The organism is Actinoplanes sp. NPDC019969, from assembly GCF_055562375.1.
This window is the reverse complement of sequence record NZ_JBVHFK010000019.1, coordinates 111,277-135,770: the sequence shown is the minus strand read 5'-3', so window position 1 is coordinate 135,770 and position 24,494 is coordinate 111,277. Positions and strand designations below refer to the sequence as shown.

The following is a 24,494-nucleotide window of genomic DNA, read 5'->3' as shown; positions in this document are numbered from 1 at the left end:
CTCTCCTACTTTATAAAAACCCGGCCGGCCCCCGGGGGGGGGCGGTTTTTGGGGTGGGTTGTTTTGGGGGGGCCCCCTCCGGCCCAAACCGCCACACCCACGTCTTCACACCCCGCCGCGGCCCAGCGTCCGGCCCGCACCGGCGATCACCGTGGTGGCCAGGACCCAGCCGGCCGCCATCACCGCCAGCATCACCGCCTTGTCCCCACCCGCCGGATCGAACGCCTTGTCATGCCCCAGATCCACCAACGGCACCAGCACATCGACGGTGTACAGGAACGGATCCCAGGCCGGCGCCTCATCCGGTTTCACCGCCCGCAACGGCCCCGCCCACGCGAACCAGCCGGTACCGGCCGCCACCACCAGCAGCAGCCACACCAGCGCCCGGCCCGGCCGGTACCCGAACCCGATCCCGGCGTCCTGCACCGCACCCCACACCGCGCCCGCCCAGCCCATCGCCCGATGCCGGCGCCGTTCCCGCACCACCCGCACCTGCCGGGCCTCCTGCTCCCGCCCGTCCCGGGTCAAGGCAGCCGCCAACTGGTCGTACGGGCCCGGCGCGAACCCCTCGCAATAGCGGGCCATCCACGCCAGCCGCTGCCGCGCCGACCACTGCACCGGATCCTCCGACCGGCGCGACAACCGCTCATAGGTCAGCCCGTCCAGCTCCACCCGGCAGCCCGGCGGCCACCCGACCGGATCATCGACCAGCCGCCCCACCCGCGCGTCCCGCAGACTCACCGGCCCCCGCGACGCCGCCGCCGGCCGCAGCGTCAGCAACTGCGCCCGCGCCTCGATCAGCAGCAGCGCATGCCCGTCACCGCGCTGCCGGACCACCGTGTCCTGCAGGCTGATCGCCCCGTTCACCTGCGTCCCGATCAGATTCACCGACCCGTCCGCGTCCAGGCCACTGAGCGTCAGAGAACCACCGACGGTCAGCCCCACCGCCCGGACCGCCGTCCGGGTGCCCTCCTGCGCACCGGCCCGCGCCCGCAACAACGTCACACTGCCACCGACCCGCGCATCCGACATCCGCACCCCGTGCGTCACCACCGCATCCGTCACGTGCACGCCGCCGCCGACCTCGGCCCGCTCCAGGAAGACGGTGCCGTCGATGGTGCTGCGATCCAGCTCGACCGTGCCGCCCAACCGCACCGGCTGCAACCACACGCTTCCGGTGATGATCGCGTCGCGGGCCGACAGATCCCCGGTCATCCGCATCCCGTCGCACTCGAGCCCCGGCATCGTGCAGCCGTCGAGATTCACCGACGCCAGCTCGGCGTGATCCAGCCGCGGCGGCGCCGTGAACACGCACCGCCGCACATGGACCGGCGACTCCACCCGCGCCCCGCTCAGATCGAGCTCCCCGGTGATCCTCGCACCGGTCAGCGTCAGCCGGCCCGCCGTGCCGTCCCGCAACAGTTGCGCCAGGAACTCGCCGTCGACGGCCTCCCCGCCCAGGTCCAGCTCGACGCCGTCCCGGAACGCCCGCCGCACCCGCCGCCTCGTCCCCACCCGCATCGCCATCCGTGGATCAAACCACGGACCCCTTTCCGGGTACGGACCACGCAGACCGGCCGTGGCCATCCCCCACCGCCGCCCGACAACCGGCCTGGCCGAAGGCCGGCGACCTCGGCCGTCGCCCAGGCCGGTCACGGCCGCCCGGAAGGCGGCCTGGGCGACGGCCGGCGACCTCGGCCGTCGCTCAGGCCGGTCACGGCCGGGAGGTAGGCGGGCTGGGCGACGGCCGGCGGGCTCGGCCGTCACTGAGGCCGGTCACGGGCGGGCGGTAGGCGGGCTGGGCGACGGCCGGGCGGGGTCAGGGGTTGACGAGGGTGAAGATGGTGTCGAGGGCCTTCAGGCGGGCCGGGCCCGTGCCGAGCAGGCCGTCCGGGATGATCAGCTCGTCCAGGCCGATCTCCCGGTACGCCTCGACGGTGGCCTTGACCAGGTCGGGACTGCCGCCGTACGCCGGGGCACGAGGACTGTCCGGCAGGGGCGTGTCGACGGACACCAGGGCCTGCGCGGTCCGCAGGATCGCACCGGGGTCACGGCCGACGGCCGCGCAGTGCCCGTCGAGGACCGCCGACTTGTGGGCGATCACCTCCGGCAGGCCCCAGGTGTTCCACTGGTCGGCGTACTCGGCGACCATCCGCAGCATCCGCTTCTCGCCCTTGGCCCCGATCATGATCGGCATCGGGTCCTGGACCGGTTTGGGTTCACAGACGGCACCGGTGAGCTGGTAGTACGTACCCTGGAAATCGGTCACCGGGGTGCGCAGCAGCCCGTGCCACACCCGCAGCGCCTCCTCGAACCGGTCGAGCAGTTGTTTCACCGGCGGCAGCTCGATGCCGTACTGCTCGTGCTCGTTGACCTGCCAGCCCGCCCCGACCCCGAGGGTGAACCGGCCGCCGGTGAGCTGGTCGACGGTGGCGGCCATGTTCGCCACGACCGCCGGATGCCGGTAGGTGTTGCCGTACACCAGGGTGCCGATCCGCACCCGCGGCAGCACCGCGCCGAGCGCGGCCACCAGGGAACCGGCTTCCAGGACGGGATGGTCCGGGCGTACGCCGGGTGCGGCGTTCGGCATGAAATGGTCGGCGATCCACACGCCGTCCCATCCGGTGTCGGCGGCGTGCCGGGCCACTTCCAGGATGTCGGCGTACGGCTGGGCCGCACCGGGCCAGATCGAGAGTCGCATGGCCGCCACCCTGCCAGACCGGCCGCAGACGCCGATGCGGTGTTCACCTAGGATGCCCGCCATGCAGGCGTTCCGGGAGACGGGCATCGTTCCGCTGCGGGCGATGACCGCGGGCGAGACCCTGGACGCGGCGGTGGCCCTGCTGCGCCGCCGCGCCGCGCCGCTGCTCGGGTTGTCGCTGGTGTTCGCCGCGGGCGAGCAGGCCGTCCTGGCGGTGCTGCGCGACGCCGCCGGCATGATCCCGCCCTACTACTATCTGCCGCCGGACGTGACCGCCCCCGGCTGGTGGCCGGTGTTCGCGACCGGGTTCGCCACCGAGGCGTTCATCATCGCGCTGCTCGCCGGGTACGCGGGCGCCGCCGCCGGCCCGGCCCTGCTCGGCCAGGATCCCGCCGACCGGACGTTGTGGCGCCGCAGCCGCCCGCTCGCCGTGCTGCCGGTGGCGTTCCTGGTGGCGCTGCTGTCGGGCACGGCGGCGCTGGCCGGGTTCGTGCTGTGGCCGCTGATCTACGGGCTGACCGGGCTGGCCACCGCGACCCTCACCGTCGACCGGGTCCGCAACCCGTTCACCGCGGTCGGCCGGGCGATGGGCCGTGCCACCCGCGGCGGCATGCGCGGCATCGGCGTGCAGATCCTCGGCTACCTGACCTGGCTGGTCGTCCGGTTGGCGCTGGGCAGCGGCTGGATCGTGATCGCCGAGTGGCTGACCCCGTTCTCCGGGACCGGCTGGCTGGGCTGGGCGGTGCCGGTGGCGTGGACCCTGGCGAACGGGGTCGCCTACGCGGCGCTGGCCTGCCTGGCGGCGGTGCTGCTGCTGGAGATCCGGATCCGCACCGAGGGCCTGGACATCGCGGTGAGCCGGGCCCGCAGCCGGGGCGCCGACGCGGCCGCGGCCCTGGTGGTGACCCGGTGAGGGGGTACGAGGAGTTCATCGGCGCCGTGACCGGGATCGTGTCGCCGGGAACGCTGCTGCTGATCCTGGTGGCGGTGACCGCGTTGTGGGCGGCCGGCTGGTACTGGTATCCGGCGTGGATCCCGCGGCGGCTGCCACGCTTCAACGTCCGGTTCCGGCTGCCGCGGTTCAAACGGCGGACCAAGAAAGCGAAGCACAGCCGAACGGACAAACCACGCGAGGCGATCAAGCGCGGCAGAACGCCCACCGCGGAGAAAGCCCCGGCTGATCTCGCCGACCGGCTCGCCGCCGAGGGCCGCTACGACGAGGCGATCCGGCAACGCCTGCGCGACACCGTCACCGACCTGACCCGCGCCGGCGTCGTCACCCCCGAACCCGGCACCACCGCCGCCGAGATCACCGCCGAGGCCACCACCGGCCGGCCCGCCGTCGCCGCCGCCCTCACCGGCGCGACCGGGCTGTTCTCCCGCGTCTGGTACGGCCACCAGCCAGCCGGGGCCTCCGACGACGAGCAGATGCGCCACCTCACCACCGAGGTCCGTGACGCCCTCAACCCCGGAGAGCGCCGATGAAGCGCTGGCTGAAGGCCGCCATCCCGTTCGCGCTCCTGGCCACCGCGGTGACCGGCACCCTGATCGTGCACGCGATCGAGACGCCGGACACCGACGACCCGCAGTTCCTGTCGCCCCGGCAGGAACAGGAGATCACCGGGTTCACCCTGGCCGCCCGGCTGCGGGCCGGCGGCATCACCGTGCACCGGGCCGAGACCACCGCCGAAGCCGTCGCCACCATGCGGCGCGGCAGCCCGGCCACCCTGTTCGTCACCACCCCGGACCTGGCCGACCTGAGCCGGATCGGCCGGCTGCCGGGCGGCAGCCGGGTCGTCGTGGTCAACCCGTCGGCCGGCACCCTGCGCCGCAGCAGCTGGCCGGTGCAGGCCACCGGCAGCCACTGGACCACGAAGGTCGCCGACCCGGGCTGCGCCGACCCGATCGCGGCCGCCGCCGGGCCCGCCGCGGTCCGGCTCACCGAGTATCAGACGCAGCCCGGCGCCACCGTCTGCTACCAGGGTGCCCTGGTCACCGTCCGGGTCGACGGCTACTACTGGCTGACCGTGGTCGGCTCACCGGACCCGTTCCGCGACGACCGGATCGCCGAACACGGCAACGCCGCCCTGGCCGTCGGGCTGCTGTCGCAGAACAGCCGGGTGGTGTGGCTGGACGTGCACGAACGCGACCGGCCCACCCCGACACCGAGAGTGACGCGGACCGGCGAGCCGGGGCAGCCGTTCAGCCCGCAGCCCACGTACACGTCCGGGGGAGGCCGGGGCGACGGCGGTCAGGGCAACGGCGACGGATCCGGTGAGGGGAACGACTCCGGTGACGGCGGCGATCCGCGGTCGGGCGGGCAGCAGCAGAACGACCCGCTGTTCGAGGCGCTGCCGCCGGCCCTCTGGGCGACACTGCTGCTCCTGCTGCTGATCATGCTGGCGCTGGCGGCCGCGTACGCCCGCAGGCTCGGCGCCCCCGTCGCCGAACCCCTGCCGTCGCGGGTGCCTGCCAACGAGACCATGCTCGGCCACGCCCGGCTCTACGAACGCGGCCGCGCCCGCGCGGCCTCCCTGAACATCCTGAAAGCCGCCGCCCGCCGACGGCTCACCACCCACCTGGCCCTGCCCGCCGGCGCGAGCGTCGAGGACATCGCCGCCCACGCCGGCCTGCCCGTCCGGTACGTGCGTGACATCCTCGACGGCGACCCGCCGGAGTCCAACGCCGACCTGGTCGAGGCCGCGAAACTGCTGCAGCACCTGGTGCACGACGTCACCGCACCCCGTCATGAAGGAGAGCAGCCGTGAACACCGAATCCCACCAGGCCCGGGAGGCCCTGGGCCGGCTGCGCGCCGAGGTCGGCAAAGCCGTCGTCGGCCAGGACGGGGTCGTCGGCGGGGTCCTGGTCGCGCTGCTGTGCGGCGGCCACGTGCTGCTCGAAGGCGTCCCCGGCGTCGCCAAGACACTGCTGATCCGGGCCCTGTCCACCGCCCTGGACCTGGACACCAAACGGGTCCAGTTCACCCCCGACCTGATGCCCGGCGACGTCACCGGCTCGCTGATCTACGACGCGCACACCGGCGCGTTCAACTTCCGGGCCGGGCCGGTGTTCACCAACCTGCTGCTCGCCGACGAGATCAACCGGACCCCGCCGAAGACCCAGGCCGCGCTGCTGGAGGCGATGGAGGAACGGCAGGTCACCGTCGACGGCACGCCACGCCCGCTGCCCCGGCCGTTCCTGGTCGCCGCCACCCAGAACCCGATCGAGTACGAGGGCACCTACCCGCTGCCGGAAGCCCAGCTCGACCGGTTCCTGCTGAAACTGTCGGTGCCGCTGCCGCAACGCGACGAGGAACTCAACATCCTGCGCGCCCACCACCGCGGGTTCGACCCCCGCGACCTGAAAGCCGCCGGGGTGCAACCGGTCGCCGGGCCCGCCGACCTGATCGCCGGACGGTACGCCGTCCAGCGTGTCGACGTCGCCGACAGCGTCCTCGCCTACATCGTCGACCTGTGCCGGGCCACCCGGGTCGCGCCCGCCCTGGAACTCGGGGCGTCCCCGCGTGGCGCGACCGCCCTGCTGGCCGTGTCGAAGGCGAACGCCTGGCTCAACGGCCGCGAGTACGTGCTGCCCGACGACGTGAAGGCGTACACCGTGCCGACGCTGCGGCACCGGGTGCGGCTGCGCGCCGACGCCGAACTCGACGGCGCCACCGTCGAAGGCGTGCTCGCCTCGGTGCTGGCGGCCGTGCCGGCGCCGCGCTGATGGTCACCGCGCGGTTCGCGCTGCTGCTGGCCCTCGGCGTGCCGTTCGTGGCGATCGCCCCGTGGCCGGTGGCCGGTGGCGTCGCCGGCCTGGCGATCCTGCTCGCCCTGCTGGACGCGGCGATGGCCGGGCCGCTGACCGGGCTGCGGCTGCGCCGCGACGGCGACCGGACGGTGTGGCTCGGCGGCACCGCCCGGGTGCTGCTGACCGTCGCCAACACCTCCGGCCGCACCGTACGGCTGCGGCTGCGCGACGCCTGGGTGCCGTCGGCCGGCGCCGGGCCGCTGTTCCACCGGATCACCCTGCACGCCGGGCGGGAACAACCGGTCACCACCGAACTCACCCCGACCCGGCACGGCGACCGCCCGGCTGTCCGGGTCACGCTGCGGTCGATGGGGCCGCTCGGGCTGGCCTACCGGCAGCGGCGGCAACGCTGGAACACCGTACACACCCCGCCCTGGAATTTGCGGGTCCTGCCGCGGTTCCCGTCCCGGCGGATCCTGCCGGAGAAACTGGCCCGGCTCCGCGTCGTCGACGGGTCCGTGGTGACCCGCGGGCGCGGGCACGGCACCGAATTCGACAACCTGCGCGAATACGTGATCGGCGACGACGTCCGGTCGATCGACTGGCGCGCCACCGCCCGCGCCAACGACGTGGTGGTGCGCACCTGGCGACCGGAACGCGACCGGCGGGTGTTCTGCGTCCTGGACACCGGCCGCACCTCGTCGGTGCTGATCGGCGACGCGCCCCGGCTGGACGCCTCGATCGACGCGGCGCTGCTGCTGGCCGTGCTCGCCACCCGCGCCGACGACCGGGTCGACCTGCTCGCCCTCGACGGCGTCGTCCGGACCCGGGTGGAAGGCGGCGGCCAGCGCACCAAACTGTCCCGGCTCATCGACGGCATGGCCTCGCTGGAACCGGTGCTGGCCGAGACCGACTTCACCGTCCTCGGCCAGGAGATGCTGCGCCGCGACCGCAAACGCGCCCTCCTGGTGATCTTCACGGCGCTGGACACCGCCCCGATGATCGCCGGGCTGCTGCCGCTGCTGCCGAAACTCACCGCCCGGCACAAGGTGATCGTCGCCGGGGTCCGCGACCCCCTGGTCAGCCGCCTCGCCACGCTGCCGGACAACCCGGACGCCGGCGACGTGCACCGGGCCGCCGCAGCCCAGCGGGTCCTCGCCGAACGCGACCGGGTCCGCGACGTGCTGTCCCACGCCGGCGCCACCGTCGTGGACGCCGACGCGGACACGTTCGCCGGGCAGGTCGCCGACGTCTACCTGCTGCTCAAGGCCTCCGGCCGGCTCTGAGCCGCCCGCCCCCACACCAGCGCGTAGACCAGGAACGCCAGCCACAGCCCGCCGCCGATGCCGATCCGCACGAACGGCGGCAACGGCGACGGCGTCACCCACGCCTCCAGGATCCCGGACACCAGCAGCACCAGCACCAGCCCGACCGCCACCACCATGCCCTCGCGCGCCCACCGCACCAGCGACTCCCGGCGCGTCAGCAGCGGACCCGGCGCGATCCACGCCCAGCCCAGCCGCAACCCCACCCCGCCACCGATGAAGATCGCCGTCAGCTCCAGGAACCCGTGCGGAGCGATGTAGGTCAGGTACACGTCGCCGGCGCCGGCGTCGAACATCGCCGCGCCCATCATCCCGATCGCGATCAGATTCGACCCGAGCAGGTAGAACACCGGCACGATCAGCACCCCGGACGCCAGGCACTGCGCGGCCAGCATCGCGTTGTTCACCCACACCCGGCTGAAGAACGTCCCGGCCCGGTACTCGCTGTAATAGTTGACGAAATCGTCGATCAGCTGCGCGTCGTCGATGTTCTGCGAGTAGTACGTGGTCAGCACATCCGGATGATCGAGGGAGTAGGCGATCAGCGCCCACGCCGCCCCGACCATCACCACCATCACCGTCAGCCACCACAGCCGGGTCGCGTACAGCGCGGCGGGCAGCCGGTACGCCAGGAAACGCCCCACCGGCCGCCACGACATCCGGCCGCCCCGGTCGATCGCCGCCCGCCCGGACAGCACCAGCCGCGACAGATCCGCCAGCACCACCGCGTCCGGGGTGCGGCTGCGCACGATCGACAGATGCGTCGCGGCCCGCTGGTACAGCAGCACCATCTCGTCGGCTTCGTCCGGTTTCAGCTTACGTCTGCTGATCAGCGCCTCCAGCCGGCGCCACTCACCGCCGTGCTCGGCAACGTACGCATCCAGATCCACGCTCGCATGCTAGTGCGCAGGTGGTGTTGACTGTGCGGGTGCTGACCACCGCCGAAGCCGTCGAGATCGATGTGCGCCCCGCCCGACTCGGGTCGCGGGCCCTGGCGCTGATGTTCGACATCGTCTGCCAGGTGATGGTGGCCGGTTTCCTGTTCCTGCTGTACCTGATCCTCACCCAGTGGCTGCCGTACCCGTACAGCGACTATCTGCTCCCCGACACCGTCTGGCTGATCATCATCGCGCTCGTCGCCGTCGGCTACCCCACCGTCGTGGAGACCAGCAGCAACGGCCGCAGCCCCGGCAAGGTCGTGATGGGGTTGCGGGTGATCCGCGAGGACGGCGGCCCGATCCGCGCCCGGCACGCCTTCACCCGCGCCCTGATCGGCCTGGCCGTCGAATGGCCCGGCCTGCTCATGCCGTTCGTGACCTGGGCCGGCAGCCTCACCACCATGCTCGCCTCGCGCCGCGGCCGCCGCCTGGGCGACCTCGCCGCCGGCACCCTGGTCGTGCACGAACGCCGTCCCGTCCCGTGGAACCTGGTTCCCGGCATGCCACCCGGCCTGGCCCTGTGGGCGTCCACGGCCGACCTGTCCGCCGTCGACGACGACCTGGCCGAGGCGATCCGCCAGTTCGCCGCCCGGTCCCATCAGTTCGCCGAGCCGTACCGCACGATCCTCGGCAAAGGCCTGCACACCGAGGTCGCCGCCAAGGTGTCCCCGGCCCCGCCGCCCGGCACCGCGCCCTGGCTGTTCCTGGTCGCCGTGCTGGCCGAACGCCGCCGCCGCTCCGCCATGCAACTGGCCGGCACGCGCGCCGTCACCCAGCGGGTTCTGCCCGGTTTTGGGAAAACCCCCACCACCAAAGCTTCTCTTGTACGGTCGTCGCGCCCCACCTCGCCGTAAGAGGCACCCGAACCGCCCCTGCTCTCACCCCGAAGGCGCCGATGACACCCGCGCTGTGGATCTTCGCGATCACCGACCTGATCCACACCCTGCTGGTGGTCGGCCGTTCCGAGTCCCGGATCACCGTCGTCACCCACGGCAGCGCCGATCTGAGCGCGGCCGCCTTCGCCTACGACCTGTACTCCTATCTGATGCGCGCCGCCGGCCTCGGCCCCTGGCGCGACGAGGCCGACGACCTGGTCTGGGCCGTGGCCCTGCTGCTGGCCGCCGCCGCGCTCGCCCGATGGATGGTTCGATCGCGGAGTGTCCTGCCTCTGGACCGTGCCACCGTCGCCTGGCTCGCCGCCGCCGTCGTCCTGCGCCTGCTGGCCACCGGTCACGCCACCCTGATCACCGACGGCCCGCTGGACCGCCGCCTGATCGCCTACCCGCTGTGGACCGCCGCCACCGTCGCCTTGGTCGCCGCGATCGTCTTCGTGATCCGCGACGTCAGGTTCGCGTCCCCAGCAGCCCGTCCGTACAGCTCAGCCCCACCGGCCCGGCAGGCCTGAACCGCGCCGCCGCGCCGTCACGAAGTTGACCACCACTTCGGGGCCCGCGTCATAACGCATCAAAGTGACCCACGCCCCGGCCGGAACCTCACCCTCCGGTTTCCGGCGGTCCGTTTCGTTGGCTGTCTCCGCGACGGCCCGCAGACGGCCCGCCAGGTCCTCGAACTCCCGCTGCCGTACCCGCCGCGGCAACCCGGGCCTCCGCCGCCCGGTACTCCCGCGCGACCTGCTCCAGCGCCAGCTCCGGGGGCTCCGGCCGGGCCGGCCCGGCCTGCTCGATCATCCACGCCCCCAGGTCCGCCATCCACCGCAGACACCCCGCACCTACAACGGCCGCACCCGCGCCATCCCGAACAGCGGAGACGTGTTGTTGTCCCAGACGTCGGCGATCCGCGCGACCTCCATCCGGTCGAACCACCGCGGCTGCTCAGCGATCTCCGCGATCCGCCGCACCGACTGATCCATCAGCCCGGCGAACATCGACACCGCGCTATCCCCGTTCATGGCCCGGTAGCGTAGCCGCCGTGTTCCCGGACCTCATCCACCGCTACGTCGTCACCGACGAGCACCCCGCCCGCTACCTGCGGCTGCGCCACGGCGCACCGGCCGGGGACCCCGTCTTCCTGGCCGCCCTTCGCCACGACGCCACCCACATCCCCGACGACGCCCTCGGCACCCTGCTGACCTCAGGGAACTGGCGCAACAGCCTGGTCGCCGCGTTCCTGGCCGGCGCCGGCCGGCGTACCCGCTGGCACCCCATGATCGCCGCGATGCTGTCGGCCGACCGGAGCCCGTACGGTGGCGCCGGCTACTGTTTCGCCCTGGCCGCTTTCGCCGACGCCGCCACCCTGACCGGCTACCTCGACCGCAACCTGGCCCACTCCGGCCACGGCCGCGACGAGGGCTGGGCTCTCGGCGCCCTGCTGCACCTGGATCCCGCCCGCGCAGCGTCCTACCTGGTCCCGGACGGCCCCTGGCAGCAGTGGCTGACCCGTACCCGCCACCGCCCGCTACCCGACCCGCACGCCGACCACATCGTCCTCACCGCCGCCCTGACCCACCTCTTGAACACTCCCGCGACCTGATCGCCTCCTTCTGCGTGTGGAGTTCGGGCGCACATGACGGCCGAACTCCACACGCTCGAACCAGCAAGGAGGACGCACGTCATGAGTGAAGCGTTCTACTCCCACGCGAGGCTGTACGACCTGATGTTCCCCGGCGGCGGGCCCGCAGTCGGCTTCTACCGGGCCGCCGCCGGCCGGCAGGGCGGGCGCGTGCTGGAGCTCGCGTGCGGCACCGGGCACAAGCTGATCCCCATCGCGTCCGACGGGCATCCGTGCGTCGGCCTGGACCTCTCGTCGGACATGCTGGCGGAGGCCCGGCGCAAGGCGAACGAGCGCGGGGTGACGGTGGAATGGGTGCGGGGCGACATGCGCGCCTTCGATCTGGGCCGCACCTTCGACCTGGTGTTCATCACCGCCAACTCCCTGCTGCACCTGCACGAGGCCGAGGACCTGGTGAGCTGTTTCCGGTCGGTGCGAAGACACCTGGCGCCGGGCGCACGGTTCGTCTTCGATGTGTTCAACCCGAGCGTGCGTCTCCTCGCCGAAGCCGATGGCGTACGGCGTACCCGGGAGCCGTTCACCGATCCGGACCGTGGCGACGTCAGCGTCGATGTCGCGGAGACCTACGACGCGGCCGCGCAGGTCACCCGCGGGAGGTGGCACCTCTCGACGGACTCCGAACCCGACTTCGTCGTCGCGCCGCTCGAGATCAGGAGCATCTTCCCGCAGGAGCTGCCGCTGCTTCTCACGCTCGGCGGTCTGCGGCTCGTCGAGCGCTTCGGCGACTGGTCCGGCCTGCCGTTCACCGGGGACGCACCGCTTCAGCTCTGCGTCTGCGAGTCCGGGACTGCCCGTCGTGCACGCACCTCAACCTGATCAAGGACGACGACTGGACATGCGCGCTGTGCGAGTCACCGCTGCCGGCTCACCGCGCGCGGATCACCGACCTGGCGGATGATGATCGGATGAGTCAGCCCGATCTGAACCCCGACGAGTACCCGCCCATCGACCCGCGCGAGCCGGTGCCCGACGACCCGGGCGAACTGCTGCCGGACACCCCGGATTCGCTGCCGGAGGCGCCCGTCGAACCGATGCCGGAGGACGGCGACGGCAGCGGCGGCGTCCGGGAACCCGCTTAAGCCGGCTCCACCAGGATCCGCCGGGTCCACTCGAGATGCCGGGTGACGACATAGGAGCCCACGTGCCCGATCGGCGGCGGCTCGCCGTCGTAGCCGATCGGGGCGTGGAAGTCCGCGAACCGCACCACGTACTCGCGGTCGACCACGTTGACGGTGCTCCACCGTGCCGGTGACCACGCCACCCAGCGGGTATCGGCCGGTGATCTCCGCCCAGCGCGGACCGGACCAGTCGCCGCGCCGGTAGCTGCGGGACTGCATGCCGGCGTCCAGGGGGTACAGCCGAACCTGGCCCGGCCGGTGCAGCAGCACCTCGAACAGCGCGTCCCGCCCGGTCTCCGGCCACTGTCCCGGGTCGTCCGGCAGGTGCAGCACGTCGACGAACCCCTGCTGCGGCTCGTCCAGATCCACGAACAGCCCGGTGCGTCCCGGCGGCCACGGGGTCACCCCGATCCGCCCGCGGACCCGGTCCCCGACCGGGAACCGCCGCCTCGCCTGGGAGAGCTCATCCACCGGCCCCACTGTAGTTTCCGTCGCGGCGGGCTCTGACCTACGCTGCCCTGCATGGTGACAGCTCAGCGACCCGACACCATCGGCCGCTACGTCACCGTCCTCGCCGGTGAGCCGCCATGCCCGCGCTACATGAACCTGCCGAACGGGATCCTCGAACCCGACCCGGCCTTCCGTGACGCCCTCCGGCGTGACGCGGCCTGTCCAAGATCGTCGAACGGCTGCACGCCGCGATCACCATGGGTCGTTGACGAGGTCGGTCAGGTTGGTGAGGCGTTCGGTGAGCAGCGGCCGGCGGGCCGGCAGGTCGGCCAGCGCGAGCCGGACGTCGGCGGCCAGGTAGGCGACGTGCCGGGCCTCGCACTCGGCGCGCAGCACGTCCGCGGCGACACCGGTCTCGCGGGAGACCACGTCCAGCACCGCCGCCCGGTGCGGGCCGCTGCCGGAGATCAGGAAGAACCAGTCGTCGAGCGGGTCGCCGAAGCGGGCCCATTCGAAGTCCAGCAGGGCGGTGACCGTACCGTCGCAGGCCAGCCAGTTGCCCCAATGGCAGTCGGCGTGCACCGGCACGGCCGTGGTGACCCGCGGTGGCGCGGTCTCCGCGATGGCCCGGACCCCGGCGGCGACCGCGGGCGGCAGGACCTCGGCGATGGCGTCGAGTTCGGCGGTCAGGGCGGCCCGGCCGGCGAACCCGCCGTGGTCGAGGGGCTCCCGCAGCACCTGAGCGGCCGGGCCGGCGGGTGTCCAGGCGTGCAGTGACTGCAGCCGCCGGACGGCCTGGACGGCCATCGCGCAGGCGGTGTCCGCGTCGATGCCGGGTAGGCCCATGCCGGGGGCGGCGCCCGGCGCCCGGCGGTAGATCGCATAGCGGACCGGGTGGACGCCGCTGTCGAGCAGCGGGGCGGTGAGGCCGTCGGGCAGGTACGGCGCGAGGGCGATCTCCCGGGCCAGCCGGGTGTGCTCGTCCGCGCCGATGATCTTCACGACCACGTCGGCGTCGAGGAACACCTGGTGGGAGAGGCTGCCGATCGCTGTCAGAGTGCCGGGATCGTGGCCCAGGGCGGTACGGGCGAGTCCCCGGGCGGTCCGCTGGTAGTCCATGCCGCCGACAGTAACGACGATCACCAAGCTGGGAACTGTACCGTCTGGTCGGTACAGTAACTGCCATGCTGATCACCGCCACCCCGGTCCGGCGCTGGGCCGCCCTCGGCGTGCTCGCCGCCGCGGTCCTGCTGCTGTCGATCGACGGCACCGTCCTCGCCCTGGCGGTGCCGTCACTGACCGCGCACCTGCGGCCCACCGCCGAGCAGATCCTGTGGATCGGCGACATCTACTCCCTGGCCCTGGCCGGCCTGCTGCCGCTGATGGGCAACCTCGCCGACCGGTTCGGCCGCAAGCGGATCCTGATCACCGGCTCGATCGCGTTCGGGCTGATCTCCCTGCTCGCCGCGTTCGCCACCACCGCCGAGCAGCTGATCGCCGCCCGCCTGCTGCTCGGCGTCGCCGGCGCGACCCTGCTGCCGTCCACCCTGTCGCTGATCCGCAACATCTTCACCGAGCCCGCCGAACGCACCCGCGCCATCGCCGTCTGGTCGGCCGCGTTCGGCGCCGGTTCCGCGGCCGGCCCGATGATCGGCGGTTTCCTGCTCGAGCACTTCTGGTGGGGCTCGGTCTTCCTGATCAACGTGCCGGTGATGGTCGCCGTGGTGATCTCCGGGGTGCTGCTGCTGCCCGCGTCCCGCGACCCCCACCCGGGCCGCTTCGACATCGTCTCGGCGGTGTTGTCGCTGCTCACCATCGCCCCGATCGTCTACGCGATCACCCACCTGGCCTCCGGCGGGCTCAGCCCGATGCTCGCGGTCGGCGTCATCGCCGGCATCCTCTTCGTCCGCCGCCAGCGCCGCCTGGCCGACCCGATGCTCGACGTCGACCTGTTCCGCAGCCCCGCCTTCTCCGGCGCCGTCCTGGCCAACCTGATCTCCATCTTCGCGCTGGTCGGCCTGCTGTTCTTCTTCTCCCAGTACCTGCAGTTCGCCCGCGGTTTCACCCCGCTGCAGGCCGGCCTGGCCGAGCTGCCCGCCACCCTCGCCTCCATCGTCGTGGTGAGCCTGGTCGGCGCGGCGATCCGGTTCGGGCGGGGCCGCGCGATCGCCGTCTCGCTCGCGGTGGCTGCCGCGGGCCTGGCGCTGGTGGCCCCGGCGGCAGACCTTTCGTCGTACGCGGGGATAGCGCTGTGCCTCATCCCGGTCGGCCTCGGTGTCGGCCTGGCGATGACGCTCGCCGGCGACGCCGTCATCTCCGCCGCCCCGCCGCACAAGGCCGGTTCGGTCTCGGCGGTCACCGAGACCGCCAACGAGCTGGGCGTGGTCCTCGGCATCGCGGTGCTCGGATCGCTGCTGACCGCCCTCTACCGGGACGGGCTGACCCTGCCGCCGGGCCTGCCCGACGACGTGCGCGCCGCCGCCACCGACTCGCTCGGCACCGCCCTGCAGGTCCTCGACCCGGCCCTGACCGGCGCCGCCAAGGACGCGTTCGTCGCCGCCATGCAGACCACGTCCCTGGTCGCGGCCGGGTTCACCGCGGTCGCCGCGCTGGTGGCGTGGCGGCTGATCCCGAACCGCTGACTCACACCGGCCGCAGCCACGGCGCCGCGACGATCCCGCCGGCCCGGATCGCGGTCAGCTTCTCGTGCAACGCCGGGGTCAGCATCGTCATCTCCACGGTGACGTCGTCCTCGGCGCTGGAGGCGTAGACCCCGTTCGCCGCGTCTTCCATGATGGGCGTCAGTTCCGGCTCCACCGAAGCCCAGAGGGCGTTCTGCCCGGCCAGGCTCATCGCGCCGGGCCGGGCGACCACGCACAGGTTCCCCGCGTACAGCGCGGTCAGCTCGCCACGGGCCTGCTCGACGTCCCCGCCGACCACCTCGATCACCATCACCTCGGTGGCGGTCGCCATCTGGGTCTCGTCGCGGGGCGTGCCGTCCGGATAGACCACCGACGGCCGCCGGAACCGGTCCGGGTGCTGATCCTGCACATACTCGGTCAGCTTGTTGGTGTCGCCGAGCGGCTTGCGCTGCCAGCCACCGTCCGGCGCCGGGCACGGGCTGGGCCTCTCCGGCTCCATCGTGGCGGCAGCGGCCGGCGGCCCCTGCTCGGTGACCCGTAACGTGCCGGACCGCCACTCGCCCCGCAGCCGCGCCTGCCCCCACCGGGTCTTCTGATACGTGTCCGCCTGCGCCAGCCGGGCCAGGTCCACCCCGGTCACCGGCACCCCGAACGTACAACTCGGGACCGGGCTCCCCCCGCCGATCGCCGGCACGGGCGCGGGCGCGCAGAACCGCACCGGTTTCCCCGGCTCGGCCACCACCGTGCCGCTGGCCTGCACCTGATCCCCGTCCCGCAGGACCAGCGCGGCCATGTCGGCGGCCGGGGCCCCGCTCGGGGCCGCCGCCTCCTCGGGCGCCGTGCCCTGCCGGGCGCAGCCGGTCACGGTGAGCACGACAGCGGCAGCCAGCGGAACCCACCGGCGGGAGGTTTTCATGGGCGCACTCTAGAGCGTCCCCGCAACCGGCCACCCCCTGGAGGCGGGACTGCCCCGGGCGTACGAAAAGATGGGTCCGAATGCGGCGTGTGGAATTCGGCCGTCATACGCACCCGAACCCCACACACTCGGCGAGCCGGAAGGACAGCGCGCATGGGACGCACGGCCGGGCGGACACCCGCGGACACCCGGCGGGCGCTGCTGGACGCGGCCGGCGACGTCATCCGCAGCCGGGGCGTCACCGCCTCCCTCGACGACATCGCCCGGCACGCCGGCGTGTCCAAAGGCGGCCTGCTGTACCACTTCGCCAGCAAGGACGAACTGATCCTGGAGCTGGTGCGCAGCCTCCTGGAGGCGTTCCGCGCCGACATCGACAGCCGCCTCGACCCGGACGACACCGCGCCCGGGCGGCTGACCCGCGCCTACATCCGGGCGCTGCTCGCCCCACCGGCCGACGAGATCGCCGCCCGCCGGGCGATCGGCCTGATCGGCCAGCTCACCACGATTCCCGCGGTCGCCGACCTGGTCGCCGAGGACACCGAACGGCTCAACACCGAGCTGTACGCCGACGGCCTGCCCCGCGACGTGATGACCCTGGTGATCGCGGCCGCCGACGGGGTCAGCAGCACTCCGCTGTGGGGCGCCTCGGCACGCGGCCCGGAGTTCCGCGAGCTGGAGCAGCGACTGATCCAGCTGACCCACCGCCCGCAGCTGTGGCAGTCGATCCCCTGGTCCTGACTCATGACCTCACCGTTCGGGTGAATCGGGCCTGTCCGCGCCCGCGAAGTGATGCGACTATAGTCGCGTGGCGGGCGACGGCAAGGCTCCCTTGCGGCCCCGTCAGCAGCTGGCCGCCCTGCTCGGCTTCCCGGAGCCCGAGATCACCGAAGAGGACCGGCGGATCGTCTGGGAGAAGATGCGCAAGGCCGACGAGGAACTGGAGGCGATGATCGCCCGGCGTGAGCGGCGTACCGCGTGAAGCCTCCGTTCCGCCCACGAGTGCTGGACGCTTCCGCTGTCGTGGATCTCATGCCGGGCAACCCGGCGATGCTCTCGCTCCGCACCATCTGAACGACGACGGTAGAACGCGAACGGCCCGGTCACCACCGCTGAAGCGGAGATGGCCGGGCCGTTCGGCGTCGGGTCAGGGTTTCGGCGGGGTGGGGTCCGGGTCGGACGTCGGGGCCGCGGACGAGGGCTCGGTCACCGTGACCGGGGCGGGCTCACCCGTACCGGAAGCGGTTTCGGTCTTGGGCTTGTCGTCGTGGGCCTTCTTGCGGTGGAAGGTCAGCGACATGAACAGCACGATCAGAGCGCCCACGGCCAGGCCGATGATCGCGCTGGCCACCGTGTTGGTCAGCCAGCCGACCACGCCACCGAGCGCGCCGGTCGCGTCGTGGGCGGCCACCTCCAGGTGGTGCACGAAGTCGTAGATCGGCTCGAAGCCCAGGTCGCGGGTACCGACCAGCAGGATGTGGCCACCGACCCAGAGCATCGCGGCGGTGCCGATCACGCTCAGCCCGGTCAGCACCTTCGGCATCGCCTTGACCAGGCCACGGCCGAACGCGGCGGTCGCCTTGCTGTCCCGCTGCGACAGCTTCAGGCCGGCGTCGTCCATCTTCACGATCAGGCCGACGACCCCGTACACCAGGGCGGTCATCAGCACGGCGACCACCGACAGGATGATCAGCCGCTTCACGAACGTCTCGCTGGCGACCTCGTTCAGCGAGATCACCATGATCTCGGCGGACAGGATCAGGTCGGTCCGGATCGCGCCGGCGACCAGAACCTTCTCGTCCTTGCGCTCCTCAATGTCGGCGTGCGAGTCGTGGTGGGCGATGCGTTCCCAGATCTTCTCCGCGCCCTCGTAGCACAGGTACGCGCCACCGATCATCAGCAGCGGCGTCAGCAGCACCGGCAGGAACTGGCTGAGCAGCAGGATCACCGGCAGAATGATCAGGAACTTGTTCCGCAGCGAGCCCCAGGCGATCCGCTTGACGATCGGGATCTCCCGTTCGGCCGCCAATCCGTGCACGTACTGCGGGGTCACGGCCGTGTCGTCGATGACCACCCCGGCGGCTTTGGCCCCGGCCTTGGCGGCCGCCGCCCCGACATCGTCGATCGATGCGGCTGCCGCGCGCGCCAGGACCGCGATGTCATCCAGCAGGGCTGCGAGTCCAGCGCTCAAGGAGAAGTCCTCTCAAGTTCGGTATGCGTTCGTGCAGACTCATTCTCGTTCAGGCCTGCCATCCGCGCATGACCCCCCTCCTATACCCAGGACGGCGCAACAATCGTCAGGCGTGCTTTCGACCCGTCTGTCCCGTACCTTCCAGGACATCGATCGATACGACGGGGGTTCATGGATGCGTGTACTGCGTGTGATTCTGGCGGGTTTCCTGGCGCTGCTGCTGCTTCCGCTGGCCGCCGGCCCGGCACGGGCGGAGACCACCGCCACCTACCGGATGATGGTCTGGAACGTGGGCGGCTGGAAATGGAACGACAACTCCACCACCAACGGCATGCCGAAAGCGGTCGCCACCGCGGCGGTCACCACGAACGCCGACGTGATCGGCGTCAACGAGCTGTGCTTCGACCAGATGCACGCCATCCAGGCCGAGCTGAAGGCCAAGAACTGGCCGCAGGACCCGGCGAACTTCTCCCGGTTCGAGGCCACCAACCAGGGCGGTGACGGCAGCTGCGACGGTGAGGCGGGCGGCATCGCCCTGTTCTCCCGGTTCCCGCTCGGCAACGCCAGCCGGTTCACGCTGCCCGACGACGGCCGCATGGAGCAGCGCAAACTGCTGTGCGCCCCGCCGGCGGACCAGCCGAAGGTCAAGTTCTGCACGACCCACATCACCCACCTGAACACCGGGGAGAACGGGGTCGTGGGCATCAACAGCATCCAGCTGCAGTACGTGCTCGACAGGGTCGAGGAGTTCGAGGCGGCCGGCCACACCGTGATCATCGGCGGGGACTTCAACGCCCAGCCGAACTACGGCAGGATGGACCGCTGGTACTCCAGCACCCTGAACCACGCCAACAACCCGAACAACCGCGGCCGCTACCGGGAACTCGACGACACCACCTCGCACTGCCCGGGCTACGGCGAGACGACCAGTCCCGCCGGCAACGTCGAAGGCCCGTGCGGGACCGGCAAGAAGCTCGATCTGATCTTCGTGCGGGACAACCGGTACCGGGGCGCCTACGACGCCGACAGTGTCGCCATCCCCACCTGCGCGAACAGCAGGCCCTGCTCGGACCACCGGATGGTGTACGGCGTGGTCACCGTCGCCGTCGGCTGACCCGCCGGTACGTCAGCGGTCGTTCTTCAGCAGGTACCGGTTCGAGATCACCTTGAAGGAGCCCAGGTCGGTGCCGCCGGTGACCCACACCAGGCCTTCGGCGGGCCGGCCCGGGGCGATCCGTGACGGCAGGGCGTCCACCTGCGCGAGCGCCTGCTCGACCGACGCCGGGAACGGCAGGTCGTGCACCGGCACCGACCACGCGGTCAGCCAGGCCGGCCACTGCCGGCGGGGCACGACCGCGCCGTCGGCCAGCAGGGTGAACGCGGAGAACCGGGTGTCGCTCAGGCGCAGCGGGTTCACCGGGCTGCCGAGCCCGTACAGCTCGCCCTGCACCGCCGCCCGCCGGCCGGGGAACTCGGCACGCAGCAGATCGTGGACGCCGAGCGCCGCCGCGACCTGCCACACCCGGCTGGACCGTTCCTCCAGCAGGTCGATGTTGCGGGTGCAGGCGCCGTGGTCGTCGCCGTCCACCCAGTACGTCGTGGATGTGCCGTCGATCTTCTCGGTGGCGATCCAGTCCTGGTCCCGGTGGTCGAGCAGGTCGGGCTGGTTCTGCAGGCGGACCTGGCTGGTCGACGGGATCCACGACGGTCGGTAGCCGCGGATCTTCCCGAACAGTTCCGTCGGGATCGGCGGATCCCACCGGACCACCCCGAGCGCGGCGCTGACGTCCTGGCCGGGCCGGAGGTCGCGCAGCTCCGGGAACAGCGTCACCGGCAGGGCGAGGCCCTGCGAGTACTGCCCGCGCAGCCGGGCGGTCTTGAGCACGTGCCCGGTCCGGCCGTTGCCGTCGGTGCGTACGCCCCGCGGCGCGAGGAACGCGAACCGGTCGTCGCCGGTGTCCAGCAGCGTGTCCACCTCGAAGTAGACGCACAGGTCGGCGGGCCGGAACTCGCCGGCCTTCACCACCACGTCCCAGCCGCGCACCCGCGCCCGGACGATCGCGTCCGCCCCCGGGATCGGCGCGAGTTCGGTGATCGTCTCGATGGTCGCCATCGCCCTGCCGTCATTCATGATCCGGAATGTAGCCGTCCCCGCCCGGCGGCCCCACCGAAATACCGGCATGGTGGAGCCCATGACCGATGAGATCACCAGCCAGGCCCGTACGATCCTGGACGCCAACCGGTACGCGGTGATCGGCACCGCCACCCCCGGCGGGCAACCGTGGGTGACCCCGCTGTACGCCGTCGTCCTGGACCTGCACACCGTCCTGTGGCTGTCCCGGCCGGGGTCACGGCACTCGGAGCTGATCGCCGCCAACGACCGGATCGCGGTGACCGTGTTCGACTCCGGCGTGCCGATGGGCGGCGCCACCGCCTTCTACGCCCTCGCCACCGCCGGCCTGTGCCCCGACGGCGACCTGCCGGGCCTGCTGGCGGCGTTCTCCGGCCGGTCCGCCGCGCACGGTTTCCCCACCTGGCAGCCCGGTCAGGTGACCGGCGACGCGCCGCTGCGCCTGTACCGGGCCACGATCACCGAGGCGTGGCTGCTGCCCGCCGAGGACGGCCCGGAACGCCGGATCCCCCTCCCGCTGTGACACGGCACGGGGGATCCGGCGGTCCCGGTCAGCGTCCGGCGAGCTGCTCGCGCAGCCAGTGGTAACTGGCTTTCGGGGTACGAACACCGGTCGCGTAGTCGACGTGCGCCAGCCCGAACCGGGGGCCGTACCCGCGCGCCCACTCGAAGTTGTCGATCAGCGACCAGTAGAAGTAGCCGCGCAGGTCCAGGCGGTCGTCGTCGGCCGCGGCCCGGGCCACCGCGTCCAGGTGCTCGGCCACGAACGCGATCCGTTCCGGGTCCGGCGCGGCCGGGTCCTCCCGCAGTTCCGCGCAGCCGTTCTCGGTGACGTAGATCGGCGGCAGGCCCGGGTAACGGTCGGCCAGCCCGGTCAGCGTGTCGTACATGCCGTCCGGCTCGACCGGCCAGCCCAGGTCGGTGGCCCGGACCCCGGCGGGAGCGGGCAGCTGCCGTACCCCGATGTCGTAGGCGCTGCGCAGCGCCGGGTCGCTCTGCTTCACCGGGGCGTCGGCGACGTGCACCCGGTAGTAGTAGTTGACGCCGAGGAAGTCCAGCGGCGCGGAGATCAGCGACAGGTCCCCGTCGCGGCGGAACGACAGGTCGCTGACACCGGCGTACAGCTCCTCGAAACCGCGCGGGTACCGCCCGGCCAGCACCGGGTCGGTGAACTGCAGGTTCAGCATCAGGTTCTGCCGGTGCGCGGCGGCCTGGTCGGCCGGGCTCTGCGACGCCGCGACCGCCGGCGACAGGTTCAGGGTGATCCCGACCCGGGACCGCGGGGCGGCGGCCCGGATCGCGGCGGTCGCCAGGCCGTGCCCGACCAGCAGGTGATGCGCGGCCGCGAGCGCGCCGTGCCCTTCGGTGACGCCGGGGGCGTGCCGGCCCTCGGCGTACCCGACGATCGAGGAGCAGTACGGCTCGTTCAGGGTGATCCAGTCCTGCACCCGGTCACCGAGCGCCCCGGCGACCTCGGCCGCGTACTCCGCGAACGCCTCCGCGGTGCCGCGGACCCGCCAGCCGCCGCGATCTTCCAGGGCCTGCGGCAGATCCCAGTGGTAAAGGGTGACGAACGGCCGGATGCCCCGCTCGCACAGACCGTCCACCAGCCGGTCGTAGTAGTCCAGCCCGGCCCGGTTGACCGGCCCCGTCCCGCCCGGCACGATCCGCGGCCAGGCCACCGAGAACCGGTACGCGTCCACGCCCAGCCCGGCCAGCAGGTCCACGTCGTCGCGCCACCGGTGGTAGCTGTCGCACGCGACCGCGCCCGACGACCCGTCGGCGACGGCGCCGGGACGCCGGCAGAAGACGTCCCAGATCGACTCGCCGCGGCCGTCCTCGCCGGCCCCGCCCTCGATCTGGTACGCCGCGGTGGCCGCCCCCCAGAGGAAACCGGCCGGCAGGTCGGGCAGCGCCGGCGCCGCGGTGGGGTCGGCCGAAATCGATGTCATCCTTTTACTGCTCCTTGCATGATGCCGCCGACGATCTGCCGGCCGAGAACCATGAACACGATGAGGATCGGCACCGTGGCGAGCAGGGTGCCGGTCAGCGTCAGCGTGTAGTCGGTGGTGTAGCCGCTGGCCAGTGCCGACAGCGCGACCTGGACGGTCGCGTTGTCCTGCAGCACCACCAGGGGCCAGAAGAAATCGTTCCATGCCTGCATGAAGGTGAACAGTCCCAGCACGGCCGCGGCCGGCCGCGCCGCCGGCAGGACCACGTGCCAGTACAACCCGAAGGTGCTGCAGCCGTCGACCCGGCCGGCTTCCAGGAGTTCGTCGGGGACCGCCCGGCCCAGGTACTGGGTCATGAAGAACACCCCGAACGCGGTGACCAGCCCGGGCACGATCACGGCGGTGAGCCGGCCGGTCCAGCCGAACTCGGCCATCATGATGTACAGCGGGATGATGCCGAGCTGGTGCGGCACCATCGACGTGGCGATGGCCAGCACCAGCAGCGGCCCTCGGCCACGGAACCGCAGTTTCGCGAAGGCGAACCCGGCCAGGGTGGAGAAGAACACCACCGACACGGTGATGGAGCCGCTGACGGCGAACGAGTTCAGCAGCGCCTGCGCGAAGTCGGTGGTGGCGAACACCCGGGCGATGTTGTCGAACAGGTGCCCGCCGGGAACCAGGGCCGGCGGCACCTGGGTGACCGCGTCGCTGGTCTGCGACGACACCACCAGCGACCAGTACAGCGGGAACACCGACCCGGCGACGACGGCGAGCAGCGCGGCGTACGTCCAGACGGAGGCCTTGCGCGGGTAGCCGAAGCCACGCCGCCGGCGGGGACGCCCCGGCGCCGGGGCCTCGGGGGCGGTGCCGGTCGCGGGCGGTTGCACGAGAGTGGTCATGACGGCCTCCTCAGTCCTCGTCGTTCGCGATACGCCGGGTGATCAGGAAGTTCACGATCGCGAACACGACGATGACCAGGCACAGGGTCCAGGCGATCGCGGAGGCGTACCCGAACCGGAACTCCCGGAAGCCCTGCTCGTACATGAACAGCGCCACCGTCTGGAACTGGCGGTCGGAGCCGCCGGTCGGGGTCTGCGAGCTGGCGAACAGCAGCGGCTCCGCCATGATCTGCAGGCCGCCGATGGTGGAGATCACGGTGGTGAAGATGATGGTCGGGCGCAGCATCGGTACGGTGATCTTCCAGAACTGCTGGCGCTGCGAGGCGCCGTCGAGTTCCGCGGCCTCGTACAGGTCGTGCGGGATCGCCTGCATCGACGCCAGGTAGATCAGCGCGTTGTAGCCGACCCACCGCCACGCCACGATGAACGAGATCGCCAGGTGCGAGCTCCAGGTGCCGGCCTGCCAGTCGATCGGGCCGACCCCGACCACCCCGAGCAGCCAGTTGATCATGCCGAAGTCACGGCCGAACAGCTGGGTGAACACGATCGTCACCGCCACGATGGAGGTGACGTTGGGCAGCAGCACCCCCATCCGCAGCGCGGTCCGCGCCCGCAGCCGGTGGTTGAGCAGGTGCGCGATCCACAGCGCGGCGAGCAGCTGCGGGATCGTGGACAACAGCCAGATGCTCAGGGTGTTGCCGAGGGCGTTCCAGAAGTACGCGTCCCGCAGCAGCTCGGCGTAGTTGGCGAACCCGATCCAGGAGTGCGAGCCGGCGTCGAGCAGGTCCCATTCGTTGAACGAGACGTACGCCGTGTAGAGCAGCGGGAACAGCCCGAACACGCCGAAGAGCAGGAAGAACGGGGCGATGTAGAGGTACGGCGAACCCTTGGTGTCCAGGCGGCTCAGGCCGGCCCGGCGGGCTTGCTGAAGATTGGTGGCCATCAACGATCCTT

27 protein-coding genes are annotated in these 24,494 nt (G+C 72.0%); 15 read left to right on the top strand and 12 right to left on the bottom strand.

Going from position 1 to position 24,494, the window contains the following annotated elements:
- Positions 1-105: 105 nt before the first annotated feature.
- The gene (locus tag ACZ3II_RS39910; protein WP_465525378.1) at positions 106-1,527 is read right to left on the bottom strand and encodes a hypothetical protein; all 1,422 of its coding nucleotides are present in this window, start codon (positions 1,525-1,527) and stop codon (positions 106-108) included.
- A gap of 292 nt (positions 1,528-1,819) precedes the next feature.
- Positions 1,820-2,701: an LLM class flavin-dependent oxidoreductase gene (locus ACZ3II_RS39905; protein WP_465525376.1), complete on the bottom strand. Its 882-nt coding sequence runs from the start codon at positions 2,699-2,701 to the stop codon at positions 1,820-1,822.
- Between the two features lie 61 nt (positions 2,702-2,762).
- On the opposite strand from ACZ3II_RS39905, the gene ACZ3II_RS39900 reads away from it, so the two are divergent.
- From ACZ3II_RS39900 to ACZ3II_RS39880, 5 genes are read left to right on the top strand one after another with little or no spacing between them, the layout of a single operon-like run.
- The gene (locus tag ACZ3II_RS39900; protein ID WP_465525374.1) at positions 2,763-3,614 is read left to right on the top strand and encodes a hypothetical protein; all 852 of its coding nucleotides are present in this window, start codon (positions 2,763-2,765) and stop codon (positions 3,612-3,614) included.
- Complete coding sequence (locus ACZ3II_RS39895; RefSeq protein ID WP_465525372.1) at positions 3,611-4,186, top strand: DUF4129 domain-containing protein; 576 nt, start codon at positions 3,611-3,613, stop codon at positions 4,184-4,186. Before ACZ3II_RS39900 ends, ACZ3II_RS39895 begins: the two co-directional genes overlap by 4 nt.
- Entirely contained in the window at positions 4,183-5,469 is a 1,287-nt protein-coding gene (locus ACZ3II_RS39890) for a DUF4350 domain-containing protein (protein ID WP_465525370.1), read from the top strand. The genes ACZ3II_RS39895 and ACZ3II_RS39890 overlap by 4 nt, the downstream gene beginning before the upstream one ends.
- A complete protein-coding gene (locus ACZ3II_RS39885) occupies positions 5,466-6,428 on the top strand; it encodes an AAA family ATPase (RefSeq protein ID WP_465525368.1) in 963 nt (320 codons plus the stop codon). Before ACZ3II_RS39890 ends, ACZ3II_RS39885 begins: the two co-directional genes overlap by 4 nt.
- The gene (locus ACZ3II_RS39880; protein WP_465525366.1) at positions 6,428-7,738 is read left to right on the top strand and encodes a DUF58 domain-containing protein; all 1,311 of its coding nucleotides are present in this window, start codon (positions 6,428-6,430) and stop codon (positions 7,736-7,738) included. The genes ACZ3II_RS39885 and ACZ3II_RS39880 overlap by 1 nt, the downstream gene beginning before the upstream one ends.
- Here the strand turns inward: ACZ3II_RS39880 and ACZ3II_RS39875 are convergent.
- Entirely contained in the window at positions 7,705-8,667 is a 963-nt protein-coding gene (locus ACZ3II_RS39875) for a stage II sporulation protein M (RefSeq protein WP_465525364.1), read from the bottom strand. The genes ACZ3II_RS39880 and ACZ3II_RS39875 overlap by 34 nt on opposite strands.
- A gap of 32 nt (positions 8,668-8,699) precedes the next feature.
- Here ACZ3II_RS39875 and ACZ3II_RS39870 point away from each other — a divergent pair, with 32 nt between their 5' ends.
- Positions 8,700-9,569 carry an RDD family protein gene (locus ACZ3II_RS39870; protein WP_465525362.1) on the top strand — a complete coding sequence of 290 codons (870 nt, stop codon included), beginning with the start codon at positions 8,700-8,702 and terminating at the stop codon, positions 9,567-9,569.
- 41 nt (positions 9,570-9,610) lie between these two features.
- Positions 9,611-10,120, top strand: a complete 510-nt coding sequence (locus ACZ3II_RS39865; protein WP_465525360.1) for a hypothetical protein — start codon at positions 9,611-9,613, stop codon at positions 10,118-10,120.
- Between the two features lie 324 nt (positions 10,121-10,444).
- Here the strand turns inward: ACZ3II_RS39865 and ACZ3II_RS39860 are convergent, their stop codons facing one another.
- Positions 10,445-10,624: a hypothetical protein gene (locus tag ACZ3II_RS39860; RefSeq protein WP_465525358.1), complete on the bottom strand. Its 180-nt coding sequence runs from the start codon at positions 10,622-10,624 to the stop codon at positions 10,445-10,447.
- A gap of 20 nt (positions 10,625-10,644) precedes the next feature.
- On the opposite strand from ACZ3II_RS39860, the gene ACZ3II_RS39855 reads away from it, so the two are divergent.
- The 3 genes from ACZ3II_RS39855 (at position 10,645) to ACZ3II_RS39845 (ending at position 12,323) form a co-directional block, all read left to right on the top strand.
- Positions 10,645-11,205, top strand: coding sequence for a DUF6000 family protein (locus ACZ3II_RS39855; RefSeq protein ID WP_465525356.1), 561 nt, complete (start codon positions 10,645-10,647; stop codon positions 11,203-11,205).
- Between the two features lie 81 nt (positions 11,206-11,286).
- Complete coding sequence (locus ACZ3II_RS39850; protein WP_465525354.1) at positions 11,287-12,060, top strand: class I SAM-dependent methyltransferase; 774 nt, start codon at positions 11,287-11,289, stop codon at positions 12,058-12,060.
- 89 nt (positions 12,061-12,149) lie between these two features.
- The gene (locus tag ACZ3II_RS39845) at positions 12,150-12,323 is read left to right on the top strand and encodes a hypothetical protein (RefSeq protein ID WP_465525352.1); all 174 of its coding nucleotides are present in this window, start codon (positions 12,150-12,152) and stop codon (positions 12,321-12,323) included.
- On the opposite strand, the gene ACZ3II_RS39840 is transcribed toward ACZ3II_RS39845, so the two are convergent.
- Together ACZ3II_RS39840 and ACZ3II_RS39835 are read right to left on the bottom strand one after the other, a co-directional pair.
- Positions 12,320-12,505: a hypothetical protein gene (locus ACZ3II_RS39840; protein ID WP_465525350.1), complete on the bottom strand. Its 186-nt coding sequence runs from the start codon at positions 12,503-12,505 to the stop codon at positions 12,320-12,322. The genes ACZ3II_RS39845 and ACZ3II_RS39840 overlap by 4 nt on opposite strands.
- A 559-nt stretch (positions 12,506-13,064) precedes the next feature.
- Positions 13,065-13,955 (bottom strand): phosphotransferase family protein, encoded by an 891-nt coding sequence (locus tag ACZ3II_RS39835; RefSeq protein WP_465525386.1) that lies wholly within the window; start codon positions 13,953-13,955, stop codon positions 13,065-13,067.
- Between the two features lie 41 nt (positions 13,956-13,996).
- On the opposite strand from ACZ3II_RS39835, the gene ACZ3II_RS39830 reads away from it, so the two are divergent.
- A complete protein-coding gene (locus ACZ3II_RS39830; protein ID WP_465525348.1) occupies positions 13,997-15,454 on the top strand; it encodes an MFS transporter in 1,458 nt (485 codons plus the stop codon).
- A gap of 1 nt (position 15,455) precedes the next feature.
- Here the strand turns inward: ACZ3II_RS39830 and ACZ3II_RS39825 are convergent, their stop codons facing one another.
- A complete protein-coding gene (locus tag ACZ3II_RS39825) occupies positions 15,456-16,370 on the bottom strand; it encodes a hypothetical protein (RefSeq protein ID WP_465525346.1) in 915 nt (304 codons plus the stop codon).
- A gap of 153 nt (positions 16,371-16,523) precedes the next feature.
- Between ACZ3II_RS39825 and ACZ3II_RS39820 the strand changes: the two genes are divergently transcribed.
- Entirely contained in the window at positions 16,524-17,108 is a 585-nt protein-coding gene (locus tag ACZ3II_RS39820) for a TetR/AcrR family transcriptional regulator (RefSeq protein ID WP_465525344.1), read from the top strand.
- A 67-nt stretch (positions 17,109-17,175) separates the two neighbouring features.
- A complete protein-coding gene (locus ACZ3II_RS39815) occupies positions 17,176-17,349 on the top strand; it encodes a hypothetical protein (RefSeq protein ID WP_465525342.1) in 174 nt (57 codons plus the stop codon).
- 165 nt (positions 17,350-17,514) lie between these two features.
- Here ACZ3II_RS39815 and ACZ3II_RS39810 read toward each other — a convergent pair whose 3' ends face one another.
- The gene (locus ACZ3II_RS39810; protein ID WP_465525340.1) at positions 17,515-18,558 is read right to left on the bottom strand and encodes a DUF808 domain-containing protein; all 1,044 of its coding nucleotides are present in this window, start codon (positions 18,556-18,558) and stop codon (positions 17,515-17,517) included.
- 175 nt (positions 18,559-18,733) lie between these two features.
- Here ACZ3II_RS39810 and ACZ3II_RS39805 point away from each other — a divergent pair, with 175 nt between their 5' ends.
- Positions 18,734-19,672: an endonuclease/exonuclease/phosphatase family protein gene (locus tag ACZ3II_RS39805; protein WP_465525338.1), complete on the top strand. Its 939-nt coding sequence runs from the start codon at positions 18,734-18,736 to the stop codon at positions 19,670-19,672.
- A 12-nt stretch (positions 19,673-19,684) separates the two neighbouring features.
- Here ACZ3II_RS39805 and ACZ3II_RS39800 read toward each other — a convergent pair whose 3' ends face one another.
- On the bottom strand, positions 19,685-20,689 hold the full coding sequence (locus tag ACZ3II_RS39800) for an RNA ligase family protein (protein ID WP_465525336.1): 1,005 nt from the start codon (positions 20,687-20,689) through the stop codon (positions 19,685-19,687).
- A gap of 61 nt (positions 20,690-20,750) precedes the next feature.
- Here ACZ3II_RS39800 and ACZ3II_RS39795 point away from each other — a divergent pair, with 61 nt between their 5' ends.
- Positions 20,751-21,212, top strand: a complete 462-nt coding sequence (locus ACZ3II_RS39795; RefSeq protein WP_465525334.1) for a pyridoxamine 5'-phosphate oxidase family protein — start codon at positions 20,751-20,753, stop codon at positions 21,210-21,212.
- A 28-nt stretch (positions 21,213-21,240) separates the two neighbouring features.
- Here ACZ3II_RS39795 and ACZ3II_RS39790 read toward each other — a convergent pair whose 3' ends face one another.
- Genes ACZ3II_RS39790 through ACZ3II_RS39780 form a run of 3 tightly spaced genes read right to left on the bottom strand, consistent with a single transcriptional unit; the run spans position 21,241 to position 24,483 of the window.
- Positions 21,241-22,641, bottom strand: coding sequence for a GH1 family beta-glucosidase (locus ACZ3II_RS39790; protein WP_465525332.1), 1,401 nt, complete (start codon positions 22,639-22,641; stop codon positions 21,241-21,243).
- A complete protein-coding gene (locus ACZ3II_RS39785) occupies positions 22,638-23,540 on the bottom strand; it encodes a carbohydrate ABC transporter permease (RefSeq protein ID WP_465525330.1) in 903 nt (300 codons plus the stop codon). Before ACZ3II_RS39785 ends, ACZ3II_RS39790 begins: the two co-directional genes overlap by 4 nt.
- A gap of 10 nt (positions 23,541-23,550) precedes the next feature.
- Entirely contained in the window at positions 23,551-24,483 is a 933-nt protein-coding gene (locus ACZ3II_RS39780; protein ID WP_465525328.1) for a carbohydrate ABC transporter permease, read from the bottom strand.
- Positions 24,484-24,494 lie beyond the last annotated feature (11 nt).